A 23,459-nucleotide genomic window follows, 5' to 3' on the forward strand; every position below is an offset into this window, starting at 1 on the left:
AACGGATTCTGCCCAGACTCACGGGGGCGCATACAGGGCTCATGGCCGCACCGCGCGCCACGGGAAATCGCGTTGCGGCCCTGCTCCGGTCGCTCGGACCCTGGAAGGCGTGTTCTCCCTCCGGCGCCCCGCCGCCCTCACCGACGCTTCGGGCGGCGAGCGGGTCGACATCGACCACTACGTCCTGCCCGACCCGCAGGACGACGGTCTGCTCGTCCTTGCCGCGATGGAGGCGCGGGCGCTGGAGAAGGCCCGGGAGGCTGCTGCTGCGGCACGCCTTCGCGGCGTTCGCCGCCCGGGGGCGGGACACCGTCGGGCTGGGCGTGGACGCCTCCGACGCGACCGGCGCGCTCGCGCTGTACGCCCGTCACGGCATGACCCTGCACTACGCCGTGGACACCTGGGAGGTCGTCCTGCGGTGACCGCGGGGGCGCCGCACCGGGCCGCAGTCACCGGTACACGGTCGCCGGCGGGTGAGCGCCGGCGACCGTCCCGTCAGCCGACGACGACGAGCAGGTCGCCGCCCTCCACCTGCTGGATGCGGTTGATGGCGAGCCTGCTCACCCGGCCGGCCTTCGGCGCGGTGATCGTGGCCTCCATCTTCATCGCCTCGATGGTCGCGACGGTCGCGCCCGCCTCCACCTCGTCGCCCTCGGCGACCGTCAGGGTGACGACGCCCGCGAACGGGGCGGCGACGTGCCCGGGGTCGGTGCGGTCGGCCTTCTCCGTCACGGGGACGTCGGAGGCGGCCGCCTTGTCGCGGACCTGGATGGGCCGCAGCTGGCCGTTCAGGGTCGACATGACGGTGCGCATACCGCGTTCGTCGGCCTCACCGACGGCCTGCAACTCGATCAGCAGACGCACGCCCGGCTCGAGGTCGACCGCGTACTCCTTGGCCTGGCGCAGACCGTAGAAGAAGTCCTTGCTGTCGAGGACGCTCGTGTCGCCGTAGGCCTGCCGGTGGGTCTCGAAGTCCCGCGTCGGGCCGGGGAAGAGCAGCCGGTTGAGGGTGGCTCGGCGGGTCTTTTCCAGGCCCTCGCGGTCCTCGGCGCTCAGCTCCTGGACCGGCTTGGCCGCGCCGCGGCCCTGCAGGGCCTTGCTGCGGAACGGCTCGGGCCAGCCGCCGGGCGGTGTGCCGAGCTCTCCCCGCAGGAAGCCGATGACGGAGTCGGGGATGTCGTACCGGTCGGGCGTGGCCTCGAAGTCCTGCGGGCTGACGCCGGCGCCGACGAGGTGCAGCGCGAGGTCGCCGACGACCTTGGACGAGGGGGTGACCTTGACCAGGTGGCCGAGGATGCGGTCGGCGGCGGCGTACATCGCCTCGATGTCCTCGAAGCGGTCGCCGAGGCCGAGCGCGACGGCCTGGGTGCGCAGGTTGGAGAGCTGACCGCCGGGGATCTCGTGGTGGTACACGCGCCCCGTCGGGGAGGCGAGGCCCGCCTCGAAGGGGGCGTAGATCCTGCGGACGCCCTCCCAGTACGGCTCGAGGTCGCCGACGGCCTGGAGGTCGAGGCCGGTGGGCCGCTCGGAGTGGTCGGTCGCGGCGACGATCGCCGACAGCGAGGGCTGCGAGGTGGTGCCCGCCATGGAGGCGACGGCGCCGTCGACGGCGTCTGCGCCGGCCTGGATCGCGGCCAGGTAGGTGGCGAGCTGGCCGCCCGCGGTGTCGTGGGTGTGCAGGTGCACCGGCAGGTCGAACTCGCGGCGCAGGGCGGAGACGAGCGTGGCGGCGGCCGGGGCGCGCAGCAGGCCGGCCATGTCCTTGACGGCCAGCACATGGGCGCCGGCCTCGACGATCTGCTCGGCCAGGCGCAGGTAGTAGTCGAGGGTGTAGAGGCGCTCGTTCGGGTCGGACAGGTCGGAGGTGTAGCACAGGGCGACCTCGGCGACGGCCGTCCCCGTCTCCCGTACCGCGTCGATGGCGGGCCGCATCTGGCCGACGTCGTTGAGGGCGTCGAAGATGCGGAAGACGTCGATGCCGGTGGCCGCGGCCTCCTGTACGAAGGCGTCGGTGACCTCGGTCGGGTACGGCGTGTAGCCGACGGTGTTGCGGCCGCGCAGCAGCATCTGCAGGCAGATGTTCGGGACGGCCTCGCGCAGCGCCGCCAGCCGCTCCCAGGGGTCCTCGGCGAGGAAGCGCAGCGCGACGTCGTAGGTGGCGCCGCCCCAGCACTCCAGGGAGAGCAGGTTCGGCAGGGTGTGGGCGACCAGCGGGGCGGAGGCGAGGAGGTCCTTGGTGCGCACCCGGGTGGCGAGCAGGGACTGGTGGGCGTCGCGGAAGGTGGTGTCGGTGACGCCGATGGTCGGCGACTCGCGCAGCCAGCGGGCGAAGCCCTCGGGGCCGAGGTGGACCAGCCGCTGGCGGGAGCCCGCGGGCGGCTCGCCGGCGGGCGTCGCGGGCAGCTTGGCGACCGGGTCGATCAGGTCGGGCCGCTCGCCGTGCGGCTTGTTCACGGTGACGTCGGCGAGGTAGGTGAGCAGTTTGGTGCCGCGGTCGGCCGAGTGGCGCGCCGTGAGCAGGTGCGGGCGCTGTTCGATGAAGGACGTGGTGACCCGTCCGGCCTGGAAGTCGGCGTCGTCCAGAACGGCCTGCAGGAACGGGATGTTGGTGGCGACGCCGCGGATGCGGAACTCGGCGACGGCGCGCCTGGCGCGTCCGATCGCGGTCGGGAAGTCCCGTCCGCGGCAGGTGAGTTTGACCAGCATGGAGTCGAAGTGCGCGCTGATCTCGGTGCCCGCGTGGGTGGTGCCGCCGTCGAGGCGGATGCCGGAGCCGCCAGGGGAGCGGTAGGCGCTGATGCGGCCGGTGTCGGGGCGGAAGCCGTTGGCGGGGTCCTCGGTGGTGATGCGGCACTGCAGGGCCGCGCCGTGCAGGGTGACGGTCTCCTGCGACAGGCCGAGGTCGGCGAGGGTCTCGCCGGCGGCGATGCGCAGCTGTGCCTGGACGAGGTCGACGTCGGTGACCTCCTCGGTCACCGTGTGCTCGACCTGGATGCGGGGGTTCATCTCGATGAAGACGTGGTTGCCGGCGGGGTCGAGGAGGAACTCGACGGTGCCGGCGTTGCGGTAGCCGATCTGCCGGGCGAAGCGGACCGCGTCGGCGCAGATCCGGTCGCGCAGTTCGGGGGCGAGATTGGGCGCGGGCGCCATCTCGATGACCTTCTGGTGGCGGCGCTGGAGGGAGCAGTCCCGCTCGAAGAGGTGGATGACGCCGCCCTCGCCGTCGGCGAGGATCTGCACCTCGATGTGGCGGGGGTCGATGACGGCCTTCTCCAGGAAGACGGTCGGGTCGCCGAACGCGGAGGCCGCCTCGCGGGAGGCCGCCTCGATGGACTCGCGCAGGGCGGCCGGGTTCTCCACCCGGCGCATGCCGCGTCCGCCGCCGCCGGCGACCGCCTTCACGAACACCGGGAAGCCGATCTCCTCGGCGGCCCGGACGAGTTCGTCGACGTCGTTGGAGGGCGCGGACGAGCCGAGCACGGGGACGCCCGCGGCGCGCGCGGCGGCCACCGCGCTCGCCTTGTTTCCGGTCAGCTCGAGGGTGCGGGCGTCGGGGCCCACGAAGGTGATGCCCGCCTCCTCGCAGGCGCGGGCGAGTTCGGGGTTCTCCGAGAGGAACCCGTAGCCAGGGTATACGGCGTCGGCGCCCGCCCGGAGCGCGGCGCCGACGACCTCCTCCACGGAGAGGTAGGCGCGCACCGGGTGTCCCGGCTCGCCGATCTCGTACGCCTCGTCGGCTTTCAGCCGGTGCAGCGAGTTGCGGTCCTCGTGCGGGAAGACGGCGACCGTGCGCGCGCCCAGCTCGTAGCCGGCACGGAATGCACGGATCGCGATCTCGCCGCGGTTGGCGACCAGCACCTTGCGGAACATCCTGGACCCCTTCAGCCTGACGGTGACGGACCCATCGTGGCGGTGGGTGACCTTGTTGGCCATGTGAGTCGGGCCACTCACCGCATGTGTCGCTCGATTGGACCGTTTTGCCCTGAGACAGGATCACCTCGCCCTCCTCTACCGGGGACGAGGGCCTGCCGGCCTCGCCGCACCGGCGGCGGGTGCTCACCAGGTGGCCTGAATCCCCAACTGGGCAGCGCTCGCGGGCCTCTGGACGCCATCCCGCTCGTTCGACCTGTCGTACATCGTTCGGAAAGTCTTGACGCGGCCATGTACACCGTTTGACACTCCAGCAACATCACGTCACACGTTTGAAACGGCGGTCCGCCCATGGCGCACAGACATAGACTCCGAGGACGGGCAGGGCGCGGGGCGGGACGACTGGCCGCACTGACCGCCGTGTCCCTGATCGCGGGCCTGGCCGTGGCCACGACTCCGGTCCAGGCGACGGAGGCCGCCGACGTCACCGAGGGCCTGGCCCTCTGGTACAAGTTCGACGGCGCCTCCGGCACCACGGTCGCCGACGCCTCCGGCCACGGACTGAACGGCACGGTCAACGGGACCGCCGACTTCTCCTCGTCCGGCCAGGGCCTCTCCTTCAACGGCTCGGACACCTACGTCAAGGTGCCGAACGACGTGATGAAGGGCATGACGTCGATCAGCGTCGCGATGGACGTGAAGATGGACGCGGCCCAGGCCACGCCCTACTTCCTCTACGGCTTCGGCAACACCAGTGGGGGCAACGGCAACGGTTACCTGTTCACCACGGGCAACTCCCTGCGCACCTCGATCGCCACCGGCAACTGGTCGACCGAGCAGAACACCAAGCCGGCCGACTCCCACAACCTGACCCGCGCCGTGTGGAAGCACCTCACCTACACCCAGTCCGGCACCACGGGCGTGCTGTACGAGGACGGCGTCGAGGTCGCCCGCAACACGTCGGTGACCATCACCCCCGGCGCGATCGGTTCGGGCACGACCACCGCCAACGCCATCGGCAAGTCCGTCTACTCGGGCGACCGACTGTTCAAGGGGAGCATGCGCGACTTCCGCGTGTACAACCGCGCACTGGACGCCGGCGAGGTCGAACAGCTCTCCCTGCCCGTCGCCACCCAGGGGGTCGCGGACGACAAGGCCGCCCTGACCCTCGGTGACACGAGCGCCGTCACCGCCGATCTGACCCTGCCGAAGACCGGCCCGGCCGGCGGCTCCACGATCACCTGGTCCAGCGACCACACCGACGTGGTGTCCGACGCGGGCAAGGTGACCCGGCCGGCCGCGGGCGAACCCGACGGCCACGCCACGCTCACCGCGACCCTGAAGAAGGGCTCCGTCTCCGCCACCCGGACCTTCGACGTCACCGTCGTGCCGGACCTCGACGACAAGGCCGCGACCGAGCAGGCCGCAAAGGCCCTCGCCGTCCACAACCTGGACGACGCCCGCGGCAACCTCACCCTCCCCGCGACGGGCGCCTACGGCACCTCCGTGACCTGGTCCTCCGCGAGCGAGGACGTCGTCTCGTCCGACGGTGTCGTCCACCGTCCCGCGCACGGCGCCGGCGCCACCACGGTCGACCTGACCGCGACCGTCGCCAAGGGGGACGCGAAGACGACGCGCACGTTCACCGCGAAGGTCCCCGAACTCCCCGTGAAGGAAGCCCTCAAGGGCTACATGTTCAGCTACTTCACCGGCGAGGGCACCGCGGACGGCGAGCAGCTCTACGCGGCTCTCAGCAAGGGCAACGACCCGCTGAAGTGGCGGGAGCTCAACGACGGCAAGCCCGTCCTGACCTCCACGCTCGGTGAGAAGGGCCTGCGCGACCCGTTCATCATCCGCTCCCCCGAGGGCGACAAGTTCTACCAGATCGCCACCGACCTCAGGATCTACGGCAACGGCGACTGGGACCGCTCGCAGCGCAGCGGCAGCAAGTCCATCATGGTGTGGGAGTCCACCGACCTCGTCCACTGGACGGACCAGCGCCTGGTGAAGGTCTCCCCGGACAGCGCCGGCAACACCTGGGCGCCGGAGGCGTACTACGACTCCCAGCTCGGCCAGTACGTGGTGTTCTGGGCGTCCAAGCTGTACGACAACGCGTCGCACTCCGGTGACACCTACAACCGGATGATGTACACCACCACCCGCGACTTCTACACCTTCAGCGAGCCCAAGGTCTGGATCGACCGCGGCTACTCGGTCATCGACTCCACGGTCATCCAGCACGACGGCACGTACTTCCGCCTGTCGAAGGACGAGCGCAACAACACCTCCTCCACGCCCAACAGCAAGTTCGTCTTCGAGGAGAAGAGCAACTCGCTGCTGAACCTCTCCTGGACCGCGGTCGCCGAGGGCATCGGCAAGGGCGCGATGAACGCGGCCGAGGGGCCGCTGGTGTTCAAGTCCAACACCGAGGAGAAGTGGTACGCCTTCCTCGACGAGTTCGGCGGCCGCGGCTACATCCCGTTCGAGACGACGGACCTCGCCGGGGGCGACTGGACCCCGTCCACCGGCTACGACCTGCCGTCGAAGCCGCGCCACGGAACCGTCCTGCCGGTCACCCAGGCCGAGTACGACCGGCTGCTGCGCGCCTACCAGCCGGACCAGATCGTCACCGGCGTCGAGGACGTGTCGGTGAAGACGCGGATCGGTGAGGCGCCGGTGCTGCCGGCCACCGTGATCGCCACGTACGCCGACGGCGCGAAGCGGCCCGTCACCGTCACCTGGGCGGACATCGACGCCTCGCAGTACGCGCAGGCGGGCTCCTTCCAGGTGAAGGGCGACCTGCCGGGCGACACGGCGATCGACGTCCACGCGAACGTCACCGTCTCCGCGGAGGGCCCGGACGTCCCGGCCGACCTGCTCCTGCACTACGGCTTCGACGAGAGCGGCGGCAACATAGTCCGCGACTCCAGCGGCCACGGCTTCCACGGCACCTACGTCCGTACGCCCGCCTTCGGGACCGGCGTCGACGGCGGCTCGTTCAAGATGTCCGGCGGCTCCAGCACCTCAGACTCGCCGTACGTGAAGATCCCGAACGGGGTGCTCAAGAACGTCGACAGCGTCACCGTCTCCACGTACGTCAAGTGGAAGGGCGGCGACAACTTCCAGTGGCTGTTCGGGCTCGGCCCCGACAGCAACAAGTACCTCTTCGCCACCCCCTCCAACGGCAGCGGCAAGCTGTTCTCCGCGATCACCAAGGCCACCTGGTCCGGCGAGAAGCAGATGATCGGCGGCTCGCAGCTCACCCCGGGCGAGTGGAAGCACCTCACCGTCACCCTGGACGGAGCGACCCAGACGGCGGTCCTCTACGTGGACGGCGCCGAAGTCGCCCGCGTGAACGGCGTCACCGTCAAGCCCTCCGAGCTGTACGACGCGGCGAAGGACGCCTCGGGCTACATCGGCAAGTCCCTGTACTCGCCGGACCCGTACTTCGCGGGCGAGGTCGACGACTTCCGGATCTACAACCGGGCCCTGACGCCCGCCGAGGTCCTGGAGCTCGCCGGCAACACCACCGGCATCGCCGCGGCGACCCACCCGGCGCTCAAGGTGGACGCGCTGATCAACGACAAGAACAGCACGATCGTCCTGCCGCTGACCGAGGGCAGCGACGTCACCGCCCTGGCGCCGCAGTTCACCCTGGCCCACGGCGCGGGCATCAGCCCGGCCTCCGGCACCCTGCGCGACTTCAGCAAGCCGCAGACCTACGAGGTGACCGGCTCCGACGGCAGGAAGCGCACCTGGACGGTGTCCGCGCTCATCATGAGGAGCCCGGTCCTGCCGGGGCTGAACGCCGACCCGAACATCGTCCGCTTCGGCGACACGTTCTACATGTACCCGACCACCGACGGCTTCGAGGGCTGGAGCGGCACGCAGTTCAAGGCCTGGTCCTCCACCGACCTGGTGCACTGGACGGACCACGGCGTCATCCTGGACCTCGGTCCCGACGTGAGCTGGGCGGACAGCAGGGCCTGGGCTCCCACCATCGCCGAGAAGAACGGTAAGTACTACTTCTACTTCTGCGCCGACGCCAACATCGGCGTCGCCGTCTCCGACTCCCCCACCGGCCCCTTCAAGGACGCCCTCGGCAAGCCTCTGCTGAAGGCGGGCCAGTTCCCCGGCCAGATGATCGACCCGGCGGCCTTCACCGACGACGACGGCCAGTCGTACCTCTACTTCGGCAACGGCCATGGGTACGTCGTCCCGCTGAACGCCGACATGACCTCGATCGACACCGCGAAGGTCCAGGACATCACCCCGAGCGGCTACAACGAGGGCGCCTTCGTCATCAAGCGCAAGGGCGTCTACTACTTCATGTGGTCGGAGAACGACACCCGGGACGAGAACTACCGGGTCGCCTACGCCACCGGAGACTCGCCCACCGGCCCGTGGACCAAGCAGGGCGTGATCCTGGAGAAGGACGCCTCCCAGGGCATCCTCGGAACCGGCCACCACTCGGTCGTGAACGTGCCCGGCACCGACGACTGGTACATCGCCTACCACCGGTTCGCGATCCCCGGCGGCGACGGCATGCACCGCGAGACCACCGTCGACAGGCTGGAGTTCGACGCCGACAAACTGATCAAGAAGGTCGTGCCCACGCTCACGAGCATCGACCCGGTGGGCGTCGTGCACGCCGGTCCGGACGCCAAGGGCGTGGAGGGCGACCGGATCGCCCTGAACGGCACGCTCTCCGGAGCGGGCAGCCCGAAGTGGACGGTCGAACAGGGCGCGCCCTGCACGGTCGCCGACCCGGCCGCCACCCGGACGACGGTCACCTGCACCGACGACGGCACGTTCACCCTCACACTGACCGCCGGACGCAGCACCGACACGGCCGTGGTCACCGTGACGAACGCGGCTCCCTCGATCACCTCCGCCACCGGACCCAAGTCCCCGGTGTCGGTCGGCCGGCCGGCGGTCGTCACCGTCAGCTTCGCCGATGCGGGCGCCCGTGACACGCACACCTGCGTGATCGACTGGAAGGACGGCAGCAGGCCGGCGAAGGGCGCCGTCACGGCGTCCGGCTGCCGGGCCGAGCACACCTACACCTCGGCCGGTCTTCGCCGCCCGGTGATCACCGTCACCGACGACGACGGCGGCAAGGCCACCACGACCCTGCCCGAGCTGGTCGTGTACAACCGGGCCGCCGGTCCGGTGGTGGGCGCGGGCCTGTCCGCGTCCCGCGGCAAGCCGAAGTTCTCCCTGTCGGCCGGCTACCTGCCAGGAGCCTCGGCCCCGGCCGGCGTGGTCACGCTCGACCTGCGGTCGCCTCTCACGAAGTTCCGGTCCGCTCACCTCGACTGGCTCGTCGTGACCGGCAACCGGGCCGTCCTGGAGGGCTCCGGCACGGTCAACGGCAAGAGCGGCTACCGCTTCCGCGTCACCGCCACGGACGGCCCGGACACCTTCCACATCAGGATCTGGAAGACGTCCGACGGGAAGGTCGCCTACGACACCGGCATCATGACGAGGATCGCCGGCGTCGTCACGGTCGGACTGCGGCACCGCTAGAGAAACGCCTGGCACGTCGTCGTGCCGGACCGTTAGGGTCATGGGCCCCCTGCCACCGCAGGGGGCCCATGCCTTTGCAGGGGGATCCTCACATGCGCACGCCCGACGCGATCTGGGCCGCGGCCGATCTGCCGACCCGGCGGCTGGCCGGGCTCGCGCTCAACCCGGCCACGCCGGTCGACCTGCTGCTGCGGCTGCTGACGGACGGGCCGCTCGCGGTACGGATGGTGCTGTGCCGGGACCGGTTCCTGCCCGACGCCGTCGTGGACGCCGTCGTCGAGCATCCCGACGCGTACACGCGCAGCTTCTTCGCCCGCAACCCCCATGTCGACCCGCGCACCCGCACACGGCTCCTGACGGACCCGGACTGGATCGTCCGCGCCCACCTCGCCGACGGGCCGCGGCCGACCGGTCCCGTCGTGCAGCCGCTGCCCGACGACGCCGTCGTCCACATGATCACCAGCTACGAGGACGAACTCCTCGGCGGCTTCTTCTACCGGCAGATATCCGCCGGGTTGCAAGGGGCGATGCCCACGCACCCGGTGGCGAAGGTCCGTCTCTGGGGAACCGGAGGGTGGAGCTCCCTCCCCGCCCAGACGCGGGCCGCCCTGCTGGCCGACCCCGACGACGCGGTACGGGAGAGAGCCGAGCGCAACGCGCGGGAGGAGGATCCGGCGTGGGTGGAGAGCGTCCTGCCTCCGTACTCCTGCCACGCACGCACCGACGCCCTGCTCCACCGCGCGCTCAGCAGAGCCGTGGTGGACGGCGTCCTCACCGCCCCGGCCGGCCCCGACGACCGGTCGATGATCGCGAGCAACCCCGGTCTTCCGCCCGACGTCGTGGCCCTGCTGTCCGGCGACGCGGATCCGGAGGTCCGGCGGGAGATCGCGCGCCGACGGGACCTCGGGCCCGCCGAACGCCGCGCCCTCGTCGAGGACCCCGACCCCGCGGTACGCCGGACGATCGCCCGGCACCCCGACCTCGGCCCCGACGAGCGCGCCGCCCTCGCCGCGGACCCCGATCCCCGCGTGCGCCTGTCCGTCTCCGTCCACCCGGCCTGGAGCGAGCCGGAACGGTCCGCCATCGACTACCAGGTGTCCCAGCAGGGCGACTTCGGCTTCCACCACTGCTCGCGGACGCCGCGGGACGCCGGGGCCGTCCGCCGTGACGCGCTCTCCGGCCACCCGCTGCTGCGGCGGGCCGCCGCGACGGAGCGGGCGCTGCCTGCGGACCTGGTGGCCCTGCTGGCCGCCGACGACGACCTCGGCGTCCGGGTGCTGCTGGCCCAGAACCACCCGAACCCCCCGGCCGGCCTGCTGCTGCGCTGCTTCCTCGAGTACACCGGCAGCGAACGCGAGTGCCTCCTGACGCGGCCGGGTTTCCCGAGCGAGGGCCTCGCCGTCCACGCCGACGACGCGGACCCGGCCGTCCGCCGCCTGGCCGCCCGCGATCCCGGGACGCCCGCGCACACCGTGGAGCGGCTCACCCGGGACCCCGACCCCGCCGTGCGGGCCGCCTTCGCCCGCCACCCGAACCTCCCCGGGCCCCGGCTGACGCAACTCCTCGAGGACGAGGAGCTGGTCCACCACGCCGCCGCCAACCCGGCGTTGGCCGCCGCCGCGATCCGCCGCCTGGTGACGTCGTCCCTGCCTCTCAGCTGACGGCCAGCAGTGCCTCCAGCGCGGCGGCGGTGGCCGGGTGACGGCCGAGGAGGACCGCTCCGGACGGGGCGGGCCCTGCGGCCCCCCACTCCCCGTCGCAGCCCAGCAGGTCGGCCAGGGCGTCGCAGGTCGCCGGGTGGGCGGCCAGGAGCGGCACGCCGCCGCCTCCGGCTCCCACGCCGGCCCGCGCACGCACGCCCGGCGGTTCGTGCGGCAGCCGCCACGGCGGGACCCACGCGTCCAGCTCCGGCAGCCGGGCGGGGAAGACCCGGCCGGCCTCGCGGATCAGCAGCGGCGCCAGCTCGGCTCCGCCGGCGCGCAGCGTGGTGATCAGCGTCGGCAGCCAGGGCAGCAGCACCCGGTCGGGGAGGCGGGCGAACGCGTTCGACACGGCCTCCACGACGAAGTCGGCCAGTCCCGGCACCGGTTCGAGGGCATGCACGAACCCGCTGAGGTAGCGGGGGTAGGCGGGGACCACCAGCGGGTTGCCGAGCAACTCGTCGCAGCGCGCCCGCAGTTGCGGCCTCGGCAGTGTGCCGAGGTGGGTCTGCGCCGCCCACAGCAGTGCGGTGCGCGCGGGCTCCGTCGGGTGGGACTGGGCGAGGGCCAGCTCCAGCTGGGCCCGGTCGCAGCCGAGCGACAGCGCCAGGCTCTCCATGCCGAACAGGAAGCCCAGCATGGCGGCGACCTGGCGGACGGTCGCGTCCTCGTCGGTGAACGCCGTCGGGAGCAGGGTGCAGTAATGCGCGTAGCCCGTCTTGACGAAGGACTCCATCCAGGGCGGCAGGACCGGTTCGGCCGTGCGGTAGTACGCGAGCAGCCGGCGGACGCGGCGCAGCACCTCCGGCGCCCCGTCGACGGAGCGCTCGTGGGCCAGCACCTCGAGGGCGCGGGTGCCCAGCTCGTCGGCCAGGCGGCGGCTGCGCAGATGGAGCGTGGCGTCCTCGACGGCTTCGAGGACCTGGGCCGCGGTGGCCTGCGGGGCGTAGGCGGCGCGGCGCAGGCGCTGTTCGAGGACCTGCTCGATGCTGACGCCCTCGTAGCCGAGTTCGATGAGGGCGCGCTGATGGGTGCCCAGCGCCAGGTCCCAGGACTCCTGCAGGGAGCGCTCGCCGAGCCGCCGTTCGCCCATGATCGGCCGGGCGGCGCCCTGCGGCAGCAGCCGGCGCAGCATCCACAGCAGGTCGGAGCAGTGCGCCAGGTCCGGCCGGGAGCCGATGTCCAGCAGGGCGCGCTGCACTCCGCGCTGCTCGAGCCTGAGGTCAAGCGGGGCGAGCCGGTCGTGCACGTCGCGGGCGAGCGGCGGCAGCGCGTCGTAGCCCACCTGGCCGAGGCGGTCGCCGCCCATCATGATCTCGACGAGCCGGCCCACGTCCCGGCGGCCGGGCACGGCGTCCTTCTCGATGCAGGTGACCGCCGCGTCCTGGAAGTCGTACGGAGTGGGCTTGGCGCGGTCGCGCATCCCGGCGAGCAGGATGGACGTCTCGAAGACGGCGATGGCGTCGGCGGTGGAGGCGAGGTAGCCGTTACGGCGGGCGGCGCGCACGATCTCCACGCACCAGCCGAGCAGTTCGGCCTCGTCGAGGGCGTCGAGGGCGGGCGGCCGCCGGAGGAAGCCGGTGAGCCGGTCGGCGGGCGGAAGGGCGGGCGCCGGAACGGCGGCGGGCAGGGCCTTCTTCGGCTTCGTGGTCTTCTTCGTGCCCGCCTGGCCGTCCAGGCGGTAGGGGCGGACGCCGGTGCGCCGGACGTTCTTGGCCCATTCCGTCGCCGCGATGGACACCGAGCCCGCCGCGAGGCCGAACTGCGCCTCGATCGCCGCGTGACTGGAGGGGATGAGGCCGTGGCGCCACCGGGTGCCGCTCGGCGGGCTGATGACGAAGCCGTCACTGCCGTCGACGCCGAACTCCGCGACGCGGCTGGCGGCGTGGAAGGCGCCGCAGACGTAGAGGCAGTCGGCGGGGTCGGCGCCGGTGGCGGCCAGGTGCTCGCGCATCCTCGTCCACATGTACCGTTCGCGGTCCTCGTCGACCCGCACCTTCCCTGGGTCGCCGGGGGCCAGACGCCGGAAGAGGCTGCCGATGAGCAGCATCACCTGGCGGTAGGTGTCGTGGTCGCTGTCGCCGAGGGGCAGCTCCACGTACTGGTGCCACCACTCCGACCAGTGCCGCACCCGGCCGTGACGCAGCAGATGCTCCTCCAGTTCGGCGAAGCGCGGGCGCAGGTCGCCGATCTCCACGCCGACGGCGTCGCCGTGCAGGGCGGCCTGCTCCGGTGTCTCGGGCACGTCTGCGCCGGCCTCGGCCAGGGGGGCGGCGCCGGAGTCGGTCTCCCACTGGAAGACGTGGTCCGAGGAACGGTCGACGAGGACCAGTTCGACGCCCGGCGTGTCGAGCGCGTAGGCGATGGCCTGGTACTCGGCCGAGGCCTCGGTGACCGGCGCGACCACCGACAGCGGCGACCAGTCGGCGGGGAACCCCTCGATCTCGGTGGCGAACGACTGCACCGCCACCGGCAGCCGGCAGTTGCGCAGCTCGGTGAGGAGCGGCGCCATGTCCTCGCACAGCTCGAGGTAGACGACCTTCGGCTGCTTCTCGCGCAGCCGGCGCGCCATGGCGATCGCCGAGGCCGGCGAGTGGTGGCAGACCGGGAAGATCTCCAGCGGCTCGCGCACGGCGCGCTCGACGTCGTCGACGATGCCCCGCAGGATGCCCTCCAGGGCGCCGGGTCCGTCGGCGAACGCCGTTGCGGCCTCGTGCAGTTGACCGCGCAACGCGTCGAAGGCGCCGCTCATGACAGGGTCGCGATGGCGTCGCGGCCGCCCTCGAGGAACTCCGGCCAGGAGCCGCCCTGTTCCTTGCTGCGCGGTTCGACGACACCGTGCAGGTACTTGTTGAGGATGGCGAGGTCCTCGGGTGCGCGCCGGGCCAGCGAACCGACGAGCGAGGAAGCGAGGGTGCGGGCGGTGAGGGCGCGCTCGCCGAAGAAGTTGCTGTGCAGGACGGCGTCCTCGAGGACGCCGATCTGTTCGGCGGTGGACAGGGCGGACTCCAGCTTCTCGTCGTCGCTGCCGGCGGCCGCCGAGGAGGCCCGCAGGTCGGCGAAGCTCTGCAGCAGCACGTCGAGCAGGGTCGGCGGGACGTCCAGCTCGATGCGGTGGCGGCGCAGCAGTTCCTCGGTGCGGAAGCGGACGATCTCCGCCTCGCTCTTCTTGTTGGTGACGACGGGGATGCGGACGAAGTTGAAGCGGCGCTTGAGCGCCGAGGAGAGGTCGTTGACGCCGCGGTCGCGGCTGTTGGCGGTGGCGATGACGGAGAAGCCGGGCTTGGCGAACACGATGTTGTCGCTGTCCTGGTCGCTGCCCAGCTCCGGGACGGAGATGTACTTCTCCGAGAGGATCGAGATCAGTGCGTCCTGGACGTCGCTGGTGGAGCGGGTGAGCTCTTCGAAGCGGCCGATCGCGCCGGTCTCCATGGCCGTCATGATCGGCGAGGGGATCATCGACTCCCTCGACTGGCCCTTGGCGATGACCATGGAGACGTTCCACGAGTACTTGATGTGGTCCTCGGTGGTGCCCGCAGTGCCCTGTACGACCAGCGTGGAGTTGCGGGAGATCGCGGCCGACAGCAGTTCGGCCAGCCAGCTCTTGCCGGTGCCCGGGTCGCCGATCAGCAGCAGGCCGCGGTCGGAGGCGAGGGTGACGATGGAGCGCTCGACGAAACTGCGGTCGCCGAACCACTTCTGGGCGATCTCCCGGTCGAGGCCGTCGGCGCGCTCGGAGCCGAGGACGAACAGCCGGACCATCTTCGGCGAGAGCCGCCAGGAGAACGGCTTGGGGTTGTCGTCGATCGACTCCAGCCAGTCGAGTTCCTCGGCGTACTTGAGTTCGGCGGGGGCGCGCAGCAGGTCGGTCATCGAAGGGCCTTTCGGAACGAAGGGGGCTGGTCAGGTGAGGAACGTCTTGAGTTCGTGGACGAGCTTGTCGATGCGGCCGGAGATCACGGGGGTGCCGAGCGCCTTGAACCGCTCCCGGAACCAGGGGTTGACCTCTTGCCGGCCGAAGCTCGTGACCGAGCCGACGGGGATGAACTTGACGCCGGAGCGGTGGACTTCCTCGATGCCCTCGAACAGGGGCTGGGAGCGGTCGAACTCGTAGAAGTCCGAGATCCACACCATGACGGTGTTCTTGGGCTCGGCGATCTTCGGACGGGCCATGGCCATGGCGACCGGACCGTCGTTGCCGCCGCCGAGCTTGGTGCGCAGCAGCACCTCGAACGGCTCGCGGACCCAGGGAGTGAGGTCGATCGCGCGGGTGTCGTAAGCGATCAGGTGCACGTCGACCTTGGGCAGTCCGGCGAAGATCGACGCCAGGATGGTGCAGTTGACCATGGAGTCGAGCATCGAGCCCGACTGGTCCACGACGACGACGAGCCGTTGCGGCGTCGTTCTGCGGGCGGTGTGCCTGTAGTAGAGGCGGTCGACGTAGAGGCGTTCCTCTTCGGGGCTGTAGTTGGTGAGGTTCTTCCAGACGGTCCGGTCGAGGTCGAGGTTGCGGTACACGCGCTTGGGCGGCACCGAGCGGTCTATCGCGCCGACCGTGGACTTCTCCACCTGGGTGCGCAGCACGTCCGCGACCTCGTCGACGAATCGGCGGATGAGCGCCTTGGCGTTGGCCAGAGCGACGCCGGAGAGGTTGTTCTTGTCGCGGAGCAGTTGCTCGATGAGCGACATGCTCGGGGTGAGCCGCGCGGCCAGTGCGGGGTCGGCGAGCACTTCGCGCAGATGCATGCGCTGCACCAGGTCGGCTTCCACGTCGGCAAGTTCCGCACCGATGCCGGGTACGAGGCCGCCCGCGCCTTCGGCCGGACCCCGGCCGCCGCGCAGCTCGCCCGGGCGGCATCCGAGGGCGCGCTCCAGCCAGCCGGCGTCACTCTGCCAGCGGGACAGCTGCTCGGCGCTGACGGCTCCGGCGCCCGTCGCGAAGACGTTCAGCAGCACCTTGGACACGAGTGCGGCCCGCCGCACCTCGTCGGCCCGATGGCCGCCGTCGCCACTGGGGGCTTCGGCTTCGGCTTCGGCTTCGGCTTCGGCTTCGGCTTCGGCTTCGGCTTCGGCTTCGGCTTCGGCTTCGGCTTCGGCTTCGGCTTCGGCTTCGGCTTCGGGGATCATCAACCCGTCGAATTCCGCCGCGAGTTCCGGGTGACGCTGGACGAGGGAGTCGACGGAGGTCCGCGGGTCCAGCAGGGCGGCCGGCAGACCGATGTCCTCGACGACGGCGAGGCTCGCGGACTCCAGGGCCATCTGCTCCTCGGAATCGAAGAGCCGGGCCAGCAGCCGCCAGTAGAGCACCTGCCGGCGGTTGTCGTCGGGGACGGCGGGGGCCGTGGGAATCTCGGGGCCCGGTCGCAGCATGTCGTCGCTCATTTCCGCAGCAGCCTTCCCGCCCGTTCGCGCAGGACGGTCACGGCGTCGGTGGCGGCCTTCTCGGCCCGGGCGCCGGCCTTGTCGGCGGTGCCGCCGGCCCACGCGCCCGCGTGCAGGGCGACGGCCTTCCTGCGCACGGTGGTCTCGACGGCGAGCGGCTGGAGACGCAGGCCCCCGTCGTCCCAGCGGAGCAGGCCCACGCAGGCGCGGGAGCCGGCCACGGCCTCGGGCGTGAGCGGTCCGGCGGCCGGGATGCGGTCAGTGTCGACGGGAAGGTCGCGGCCGGCGACGGTGAAGGTGAGGACCTCGCCCTCCTGCCGCCGGTCGTAGCCCTCCAGGAACACCGGCTCGGCGAGGCACGCGGGATGGCGGTTCAGGGGTGCGGTGAGCGGCGCGACGGCGGTCGGCAGGACGACCCGCGCGGTGGCGAGGGCGTCGGCGGGGTCGCCCGGACGGGCCAGGGCGTCGTCCCAGAGGAGGTCGCCCTCTTCGGTGAGGGGCATGGCGTCGAGTTCCATCGACCGGCCCTCGCCGAGGGCGGTGAGCAGCGAGAGGCGCGGCCGCAGCAGTTGCCAGACGCCGGCCGCGACGACGGTGTCCGGCTTCGGCGCGCAGACGCTCGCGCGGACCAGCCGCGGCGCGCTGCCGTCGGCCGGTTCGAAGACCGCGTGGACCTGGGCCTGTGCGGCGGTGGCGTGTTCCTGGAGGTCGACGCCGAGCGGCAGGAGCCGGCCGGTGGCGGTGGCGGCCACGGGGGTGTCGGCCGCGCCCGGGGTGGTGAGCAGCAGGGCACGGGACCACAGGTCGGCCCAGCGGCGCTCCGGGACGCGTTCGAGGGCCGCGCCGGGGCAGGAGGCGGCGAGTTCGGCGGCGAATCCGTCGAGCAGGACGGCCAGTCGGCGCAGTCCGGGCTCCGGCAACATGGCGGAGACGATCGGGGCGGCTCCGCCGGCCAGCTCGTGGTCGATGCCCTGCCAGCCGGTGCGGGCGAGGTCCGTGAGCCAGGTGCGGGCCGCCGCCAGCAGGTTCACCGCCGTGCGGGGGCCGGCGGCGGCGGGCGCCGGCTCCTCGCGAAGGCGGCCGCTCAGTTCGTCGGCGCTCGCGACGAGGGCGTCGTGCACGGCGCCGAGCAGGGCGGCACGGGCGGCGGCGAGGGCGACGAGGTGGTCCTCGCTCGCGGAGCCCGCCGCGGCCTTCTCGGCCGCCTCCTCCACCCGGGGGGCCAGCGGGCTGCCGGAGACCGCCCGGGCGAGGTCGCCGAGGCCGCCGACCCGGTCGGGGCGGGGGCGCAGCAGACCGGCGGCGAGGGCGTGGTCGAAGGCGTCGACCGCCGACAGCGCCTCGTCGAGTCCCTCGACGGGGGCGGCGCCAGGGCCGGTCCGGGCTCCCTGTGCGGCTTGCGGCCCGTGTCCGGTGCCCGGGGCGGAGTCCGTGCGGGTCGGCGGGAACCACTGCAGTTCCGGCAGGGGCACGGTGACGGGGGCGAGCTCGAGATAGGCCAGGTGCCGCAGGAACCGGCTGAAGACGGGGGCGGCCGTCGCCTTGCCGTCGGCCTGGGGCGGGCGGGCTCCGGTCATCGCGACGGTGAGGGCGGCGGCGTCGGCCTGCGGGCCGGCGGGCTCCACGCGCAGGTAGCGGGCGACGCGGTCGGCGCCGTACTGCAGCACGGCCTCGGTGATCAGTGCGCGGATGTGGTTGCAGAACGAGCCGCGCGCGCCGCCGCAGGGGCGGTTGTTGTTGGTGCTGCACGCGAAGGCGTAGGTGCCGGCGGCGACCGACGAGACGTACACCCGCTCGATGTCCGAGCCGCTGGAGACGACGCCCTGCAGGCGTCCGTCGGCCAGTTCGACGAAGGGGACCTTGGCGAGTTTGCGCGGCCGCGCGGGCGGCACCACCCGGGCCGTGCTCGCCCTCTCCCAGTTCTCCCGGTCCGAGAACACACCATCTCCTTTGCGGCACGCGGCTGCACACGCCGACTCGGCGCAGCACAAGGGGGGTCGTCGCACCCGAGCGGCGCGACATGAACGAACTTAGCGGCGGCCACTGACAACGCCGTGCGCGACCGGAGGCCGCAGGGCGCCGCGCGGTCGGTGTGCCGGTTCGGGACGCAGGGCGTCACGGTCACCCGGCTGATCCGGCGGCGCCGCCCGGCGCCGTGCGCCCAGGCATTCGCCCGGTCCGACGCCCGGTGCCCAGGGTGTCGGCGGTCGCCCGGCACGCGGGCGCCGCCGGCCGGCCCCTCAGTCGTTTCCTGCGGCCAGCCTACGGGCCGCTCCCGCACGAGTGGCGGGGATCGCGGGGAATCCGCGGCCCACCGGGTGACTCACGAAACGGGGCGGCTGCGGCCGTACTTCCATGCGCAGGCCAGCAGCGTCAGCCCGGCGGCGGCCGTCGTCGCCGCGGCCACCGTTTCGCGCGGACGGCGGGTGAGCACCGAACCGGCGGAACGGGCGCTCAGCACCGAGCCCGCGCTGAGCCAGGATCCGACCGAGGCGACGGACAGGGCGGAGCCGACCGACCCCACGGACAGGAATCCGCCGACGGAGGCGACGGACAGGGAGCTGCCCACCGAGCCGACGGAGAGGAAGGAGTTGACGGAGCCGATCGACAGCGCCGAGTTCTTCGACCACAGCGAACACCAGGAGCCGTCGGCCCCGTCGCCCTTCGCCACCCGTCTCGTCATGAGCCGAGCATAAGGGCGTACCGGTCAGGACGGCGGCAAGTCGCGGTAGGCGACGCGGGCCAGGTCGTGGATTTCGCCGACGGTGCCCCACTCGTTGCCGCCCAGCCTCGAGAGAGGCCTCAGCCGGCGGATGTCCGGGCGGCCGTCGACGACGACGTCCTCGTCCACGGCGGCGTGCACGACCTCGCCGAGGACCAGGGTGCAGTCGCCGATGACGACGGTGGAGTGCAGGCGGCACTCCAGGGCCACGGGTGAGGCCGCCACGCGGGGCGGCCGCACGCGCAGGGAGGGCTCCCGCTCGATGCCGACCGCGTCGAACTCGCCCTCGTGCGCGGGGAAGTCGGTGGCGGTGGCGTTGATCTGTCCGAGGAGCTCCTCGGGTGCGAGATTGACGACGAACTCGCCGGTGGCCTCGACGTTGCGCAACGAGTCCTTCCGTCCCACGGACGTGAACTGGACGATCGGCGGGTCGGTGCAGGCCACCGTGAAGAAGGAGTGCGGGGCGAGGTTGGCGGTGCCGTCCGCCGCGAGGGTCGACACCCAGGCGATCGGCCGGGGTACGACGACGGCGGTGAGCAGCCGGTAGAAGGCGCCCGGGCCCAGGGCTTCGGGATCATGATCGACGCGCATGTCAGCCAGTTCTACCCGAGAACGTCCCCCCGCACGGAACCGGCCGCCGCGCCGCGGCTCCGCAGCGACCGCCGCACGCGTCTCCTAGGACCTGACTTCGGCCACCGCCGCGGTCACCGCCTCCGGCAGGGCGCCCGGCTGCGGGTTCCCCTCGACGGCGCCGACCAGGTCCCGGGCGAGGCCTCGCACCGTGCCGCCGGTGTTCCGGGCGGCCAGGACCAGGACCCGCCAGGCCTCGTCGGCGCTCAGACCGAAGGACGCCATGAGGACGCCGCGGGCCAGGTCGATCACCGGGCGGGTCCGCAACGCACGCCGCAGTCGCACGAGTTCGATGCGCAGGTGTCCCGGGGGGCTTCCGTCGGGCACTCCGCCCCGCCGGCCGGCTGAGCGCGTGCCGCCCGGATCGGGGCCGGCCGCGAACAGCGATCCCGTGCCGGTCAGCGTCAACAGCCGTTCCACCGCCGGGCCGACCGAGCGCAGGACGACCGTCCTGCCCTGCCGCAGGCCTTCCTCGCGCACGCCGAGCAGCACGTTCAGGACGGAGCAGTCACAGAACACCACCCCGTCCAGCTCCAGGTCGATCCCGTCCCGCGCCGCGTCGAGGGCGGCGCCCAGGGCGCGTTCGAGGGGCCCGGCCGAGTCGAGGTCGAGCTCACCCCGTACCGCCACGACGACCCGCTCCCCGTCGGTACGGACGGTGATGTCAGTCCCGGGCGTCGCCCCGACGTGGCGCGCGTCGCGGGACTCCGCACCCGTGCACGCATCCCCGCCTCCGGCGTCCGCGTCGTATACCGGTTCCGCCATGACCGCCTCCCTCGGTCACTCCACATGTCACCTCAAGACTCACCCTCCGACCGTCGTACGTCAACAGATACACGAAATGAAGTTCCGGCTTTTGTGTTCGCGAAAGCTCGGGCATAAGATGCCCCCATGGAGGGAGTGCCCGAGCCACACAGCGGATGGACGTTTCTGACCAACCACGCCCGCGTACTCGCGGCCATCGCGGACGACCACAGCGCCCGCATCCGGGACATCGCCGCACACTGCCGGCTCACCGAGCGGGCGGTCCAGAAGATCATCGCCGACCTGGAACAGGACGGCTATCTGTCCCACACGAAGGAAGGGCGCAGCAACATCTACCGGATCGAGCCCGGCCAGGTGCTGCGTCATCCCGCCGAAGCGGGACTGAGCGTGGCGTCACTGTTGTCGCTGCTGGCCCATGACGAGGCGGGCCGCGCCCGGCGTCCGTGAGGCCGTGAGCCCGAGGCCGGACGATCCGCCGCTCGTGACCGACAGGCGTCGGCCGCACACAGCCGGACACCAGGATGCGCCACGTCCTCGACACGGCGACGGGGCGTCGCCGACAAGAGACGAAGGTCACGAATACGTATCGGACATTTAACACCTCAATCTTCACACCAGGTACACAAGTTGGCTAGGTTGACGCCCAGGCCGTTCGACTGCCTTTCAGGGCAGGGGGCTTGGGTCACCCGCAACAGGGGTCGCCCGGATTCCGCCGCAACACCCCGGCGGAGCACGGAAGGAGAACGTCTTCCATGGCGACGGATCGCAGCCCTCGGTCCCCAGGCGGCGCCGACGAGCCGAGCCGGGCGGAGATCCAGCAGCGTGTCAACTCGCTGTACGACCGGGCCGAGACCGACACGGGCACCTACAACGCCACGCGCGCCATGTCGAACCTCTCGCGCCGGACGGTCGGCTCCGTCGCCAACAGCGGCCGCGGATCAGCCGATCCGTCGCTCGACTCGGTGGCCAGGCAGTGGTTCGACGTGGCGCGCGACAAGATCGGACCGACCACCGCGGCCGTGCTGCCGGCCGACCGCCGGCCGCCCCGTCCGGCCCGGCCCGGCCCCTCCGCGGACAGTGCGACGATCCGCGAGCTCGAAGCGGCGGCGCGACGGATTCCGGAACTCACCGGCCCGGCCGTGGCCGCGCCGCCCGCAGCGATCGAGGCGCGCCGCAGCGAGCCCAGGGCCCTCGAGGCAGCCGCACCGGCCGCGCTCCCCGCACCCCTGGCCGCCCTCCCCGCGCCGGCCGCGCTCCCCGTCGCTCCCGCCTCAGCCTCAGCCGCCGTCGCTCCCGCGGACCGGCAGGCCTCGCTCAGGAGCACCAAGGAACAGATCGGGCGCAAGCTCGCCACAGCCCGTGAGGTGCTGGCGCGGGCCGTCGCCCAGCCCGCGCCCGCCCAGCAGTCCGCTCTCACCGCGTTCATCCCCGCGCAGTCCACATCCTCCCCGTCGACGCAGTCCCTGCCCGCGGCGACCGCGCAGACGGGCTATGCGCCCGCCGCCGGACCTCAGCAGCCGGCCGCACCGCAGCCGGTCCAGCAGCCCTGGGACACCGCGGAACAGCAGGCGTTCCGTGCGGAGATCACCGCCGCCTGGGCGGGACGGCCCGCCGCCGCTCCCGCCATGGCCCCTCCCGCCGTACCGCCGGCCGGGCCGGACAGCCTCCTCGACACCGGCGGGTTCTCGTTCCCCGCACCGGCGCCTGCGTTCTCGGCATCCGACATCGCCCTGGTGGAACCGGCGCCCGACCTAGGGGTGGAACCCGGCTTCGGTACACCGTCGTTCGGCTACGCGATACCCGGCCTCGGCGCCGCGGCACCGGAGTCCGGCTTCGCGGCCTCCCCGGCGGGTGCGGTCGCGCCGGACCACCTCATGGACGAACTGGGGACGATGACGCCTCCCGCCGGTTACGCGTACCCCGAAATTCCGGTCGCGTCCCCCGAGTTCGGCTTCGCCTCGGTCGCGACCGCCCCCGCGTACCCCACGTCCGGACTCGGCCTCCCGGCGCCCACGCCGGACGTGCTGACCGCCGGTCACGGCTACCAGACCTCCGTCGGGCTCGCCGCGCCCGCGGCTCCGCTTCCCGAGCCGGTCCGGCCGGCCGCCCCCGCCGACGTCACCGTCCGCGCCACCGGGACGGCCTATCTGGGAAAGGCGGACAAGGCGCTCGCCTTCGCCCGGGCCCAGATCGGACGGCCCTGCGTGTGGGGAGCCACGGGACCGGAGTCCTACGACTGCTCCAGCCTCACCCAGGCCGCCTGGAAGGCCGCCGGGGTGAGCCTGCCGAGGGCCGCCATCGATCAGGCCAAGGCCTTCACCCGGATCAGCCTGGCCGACCTGCGTGCCGGCGACCTCGTGTTCTTCTTCGACGACCTCAGTCACGTCGGGCTGTGCACGGGGAACGGCATGATGATCCACGCCCCCGGTCCGGGCGCCGCCATCCGCGAAGAGGCGATCCTTCCCTACGGAGAGGGCGCGCTGCGCGGCGCCGTCCGGCCTGCCTGAGGCGCGCCTCAGGGGCTTTCGCTCGCACACGCCGGCGCGCCGGGGGCGTCCGCTCGCGCCGGCCCCGCCCGCCCGGGGCCGGCGCGGGGACCGGGCGTCGCGACGTGAGCCGCCGGCCCGTCAGTGCATGGCGGGACGGGAGTGCACCTGCGCCCTTCTGGCGTTGTTGTAGGCGCGCAGAAGGAGTTTGGAGACGGCGCACGGCGCCCCGTCGTAGTGACACTGACGGCACGTGCGGGCATGCTCCTCGTACGCGGCGCGGGTCTCCCGCAGTGCGTCCTCGGGTGAGCTCATGGGGGGTCCTCCGAACGAAACGACGGTCCGCGGCAGCCAGGGCTACTCGCTAGTAGCTTC

The 23,459-nt window shown here is 72.2% G+C and carries 13 protein-coding genes and 2 pseudogenes; 5 read left to right on the forward strand and 10 right to left on the reverse strand.

The window, feature by feature from the left end; genetic code table 11:
* Positions 1-254 precede the first annotated feature (254 nt).
* Positions 255-422, forward strand: a pseudogene (locus OHS82_RS05180) (GNAT family N-acetyltransferase); the annotation flags it as partial.
* 73 nt (positions 423-495) lie between these two features.
* On the opposite strand, the gene OHS82_RS05185 reads toward OHS82_RS05180, so the two are convergent.
* Entirely contained in the window at positions 496-3,870 is a 3,375-nt protein-coding gene (locus OHS82_RS05185; RefSeq protein WP_328433376.1) for a pyruvate carboxylase, read from the reverse strand.
* Between the two features lie 351 nt (positions 3,871-4,221).
* Here OHS82_RS05185 and OHS82_RS05190 point away from each other — a divergent pair, with 351 nt between their 5' ends.
* The gene (locus OHS82_RS05190; protein ID WP_328433377.1) at positions 4,222-9,399 is read left to right on the forward strand and encodes a family 43 glycosylhydrolase; all 5,178 of its coding nucleotides are present in this window, start codon (positions 4,222-4,224) and stop codon (positions 9,397-9,399) included.
* Between the two features lie 92 nt (positions 9,400-9,491).
* On the forward strand, positions 9,492-11,060 hold the full coding sequence (locus OHS82_RS05195) for a hypothetical protein (protein WP_057582697.1): 1,569 nt from the start codon (positions 9,492-9,494) through the stop codon (positions 11,058-11,060).
* Here the strand turns inward: OHS82_RS05195 and OHS82_RS05200 are convergent.
* The 8 genes and pseudogenes from OHS82_RS05200 to OHS82_RS05235 all read right to left on the reverse strand — a co-directional run bounded on the left by OHS82_RS05200 (position 11,053) and on the right by OHS82_RS05235 (position 20,598).
* Positions 11,053-13,851, reverse strand: a complete 2,799-nt coding sequence (locus OHS82_RS05200; protein ID WP_328433378.1) for a hypothetical protein — start codon at positions 13,849-13,851, stop codon at positions 11,053-11,055. The genes OHS82_RS05195 and OHS82_RS05200 overlap by 8 nt on opposite strands.
* Complete coding sequence (locus OHS82_RS05205; protein ID WP_057582699.1) at positions 13,848-14,972, reverse strand: ATP-binding protein; 1,125 nt, start codon at positions 14,970-14,972, stop codon at positions 13,848-13,850. Before OHS82_RS05205 ends, OHS82_RS05200 begins: the two co-directional genes overlap by 4 nt.
* A 30-nt stretch (positions 14,973-15,002) precedes the next feature.
* Positions 15,003-16,481 carry a VWA domain-containing protein gene (locus OHS82_RS05210; RefSeq protein WP_328433379.1) on the reverse strand — a complete coding sequence of 493 codons (1,479 nt, stop codon included), beginning with the start codon at positions 16,479-16,481 and terminating at the stop codon, positions 15,003-15,005.
* On the reverse strand, positions 16,478-17,818 hold the full coding sequence (locus OHS82_RS05215; RefSeq protein ID WP_328436025.1) for a hypothetical protein: 1,341 nt from the start codon (positions 17,816-17,818) through the stop codon (positions 16,478-16,480). Before OHS82_RS05215 ends, OHS82_RS05210 begins: the two co-directional genes overlap by 4 nt.
* Before the next feature lie 96 nt (positions 17,819-17,914).
* Positions 17,915-18,376 (reverse strand): annotated as a pseudogene (locus OHS82_RS05220) (hypothetical protein); the annotation flags it as partial.
* Positions 18,377-18,804: 428 nt separating this feature from the next.
* The gene (locus OHS82_RS05225; protein WP_063894326.1) at positions 18,805-19,164 is read right to left on the reverse strand and encodes a hypothetical protein; all 360 of its coding nucleotides are present in this window, start codon (positions 19,162-19,164) and stop codon (positions 18,805-18,807) included.
* Positions 19,165-19,188: 24 nt separating this feature from the next.
* Positions 19,189-19,794 carry a flavin reductase family protein gene (locus tag OHS82_RS05230; protein ID WP_328433380.1) on the reverse strand — a complete coding sequence of 202 codons (606 nt, stop codon included), beginning with the start codon at positions 19,792-19,794 and terminating at the stop codon, positions 19,189-19,191.
* A gap of 84 nt (positions 19,795-19,878) precedes the next feature.
* Positions 19,879-20,598 (reverse strand): ANTAR domain-containing protein, encoded by a 720-nt coding sequence (locus OHS82_RS05235; RefSeq protein WP_057582702.1) that lies wholly within the window; start codon positions 20,596-20,598, stop codon positions 19,879-19,881.
* A gap of 126 nt (positions 20,599-20,724) precedes the next feature.
* Between OHS82_RS05235 and OHS82_RS05240 the strand changes: the two genes are divergently transcribed.
* A complete protein-coding gene (locus OHS82_RS05240) occupies positions 20,725-21,045 on the forward strand; it encodes a helix-turn-helix transcriptional regulator (RefSeq protein WP_057582703.1) in 321 nt (106 codons plus the stop codon).
* Positions 21,046-21,350: 305 nt separating this feature from the next.
* Positions 21,351-23,105, forward strand: a complete 1,755-nt coding sequence (locus OHS82_RS05245) for a C40 family peptidase (protein ID WP_328433381.1) — start codon at positions 21,351-21,353, stop codon at positions 23,103-23,105.
* Positions 23,106-23,225: 120 nt separating this feature from the next.
* Here OHS82_RS05245 and OHS82_RS05250 read toward each other — a convergent pair whose 3' ends face one another.
* Positions 23,226-23,399, reverse strand: coding sequence for a hypothetical protein (locus OHS82_RS05250; RefSeq protein ID WP_199863954.1), 174 nt, complete (start codon positions 23,397-23,399; stop codon positions 23,226-23,228).
* Positions 23,400-23,459 lie beyond the last annotated feature (60 nt).

This window comes from Streptomyces sp. NBC_00425 (assembly GCF_036030735.1).
In the GTDB taxonomy this organism is placed as follows: domain Bacteria; phylum Actinomycetota; class Actinomycetes; order Streptomycetales; family Streptomycetaceae; genus Streptomyces.

Bases quoted from the DNA above. Each gene is read 5' to 3' on its own strand.
- OHS82_RS05185 (WP_328433376.1), bottom strand. From the start codon at position 3,870: ATGTTCCGCAAGGTGCTGGTCGCCAACCGCGGCGAGATCGCGATCCGT.
- OHS82_RS05190 (WP_328433377.1), top strand. From the start codon at position 4,222: ATGGCGCACAGACATAGACTCCGAGGACGGGCAGGGCGCGGGGCGGGA.
- OHS82_RS05195 (WP_057582697.1), top strand. From the start codon at position 9,492: ATGCGCACGCCCGACGCGATCTGGGCCGCGGCCGATCTGCCGACCCGG.
- OHS82_RS05200 (WP_328433378.1), bottom strand. From the start codon at position 13,851: ATGAGCGGCGCCTTCGACGCGTTGCGCGGTCAACTGCACGAGGCCGCA.
- OHS82_RS05205 (WP_057582699.1), bottom strand. From the start codon at position 14,972: ATGACCGACCTGCTGCGCGCCCCCGCCGAACTCAAGTACGCCGAGGAA.
- OHS82_RS05210 (WP_328433379.1), bottom strand. From the start codon at position 16,481: ATGAGCGACGACATGCTGCGACCGGGCCCCGAGATTCCCACGGCCCCC.
- OHS82_RS05225 (WP_063894326.1), bottom strand. From the start codon at position 19,164: ATGACGAGACGGGTGGCGAAGGGCGACGGGGCCGACGGCTCCTGGTGT.
- OHS82_RS05230 (WP_328433380.1), bottom strand. From the start codon at position 19,794: ATGCGCGTCGATCATGATCCCGAAGCCCTGGGCCCGGGCGCCTTCTAC.
- OHS82_RS05235 (WP_057582702.1), bottom strand. From the start codon at position 20,598: ATGGCGGAACCGGTATACGACGCGGACGCCGGAGGCGGGGATGCGTGC.
- OHS82_RS05240 (WP_057582703.1), top strand. From the start codon at position 20,725: ATGGAGGGAGTGCCCGAGCCACACAGCGGATGGACGTTTCTGACCAAC.
- OHS82_RS05245 (WP_328433381.1), top strand. From the start codon at position 21,351: ATGGCGACGGATCGCAGCCCTCGGTCCCCAGGCGGCGCCGACGAGCCG.
- OHS82_RS05250 (WP_199863954.1), bottom strand. From the start codon at position 23,399: ATGAGCTCACCCGAGGACGCACTGCGGGAGACCCGCGCCGCGTACGAG.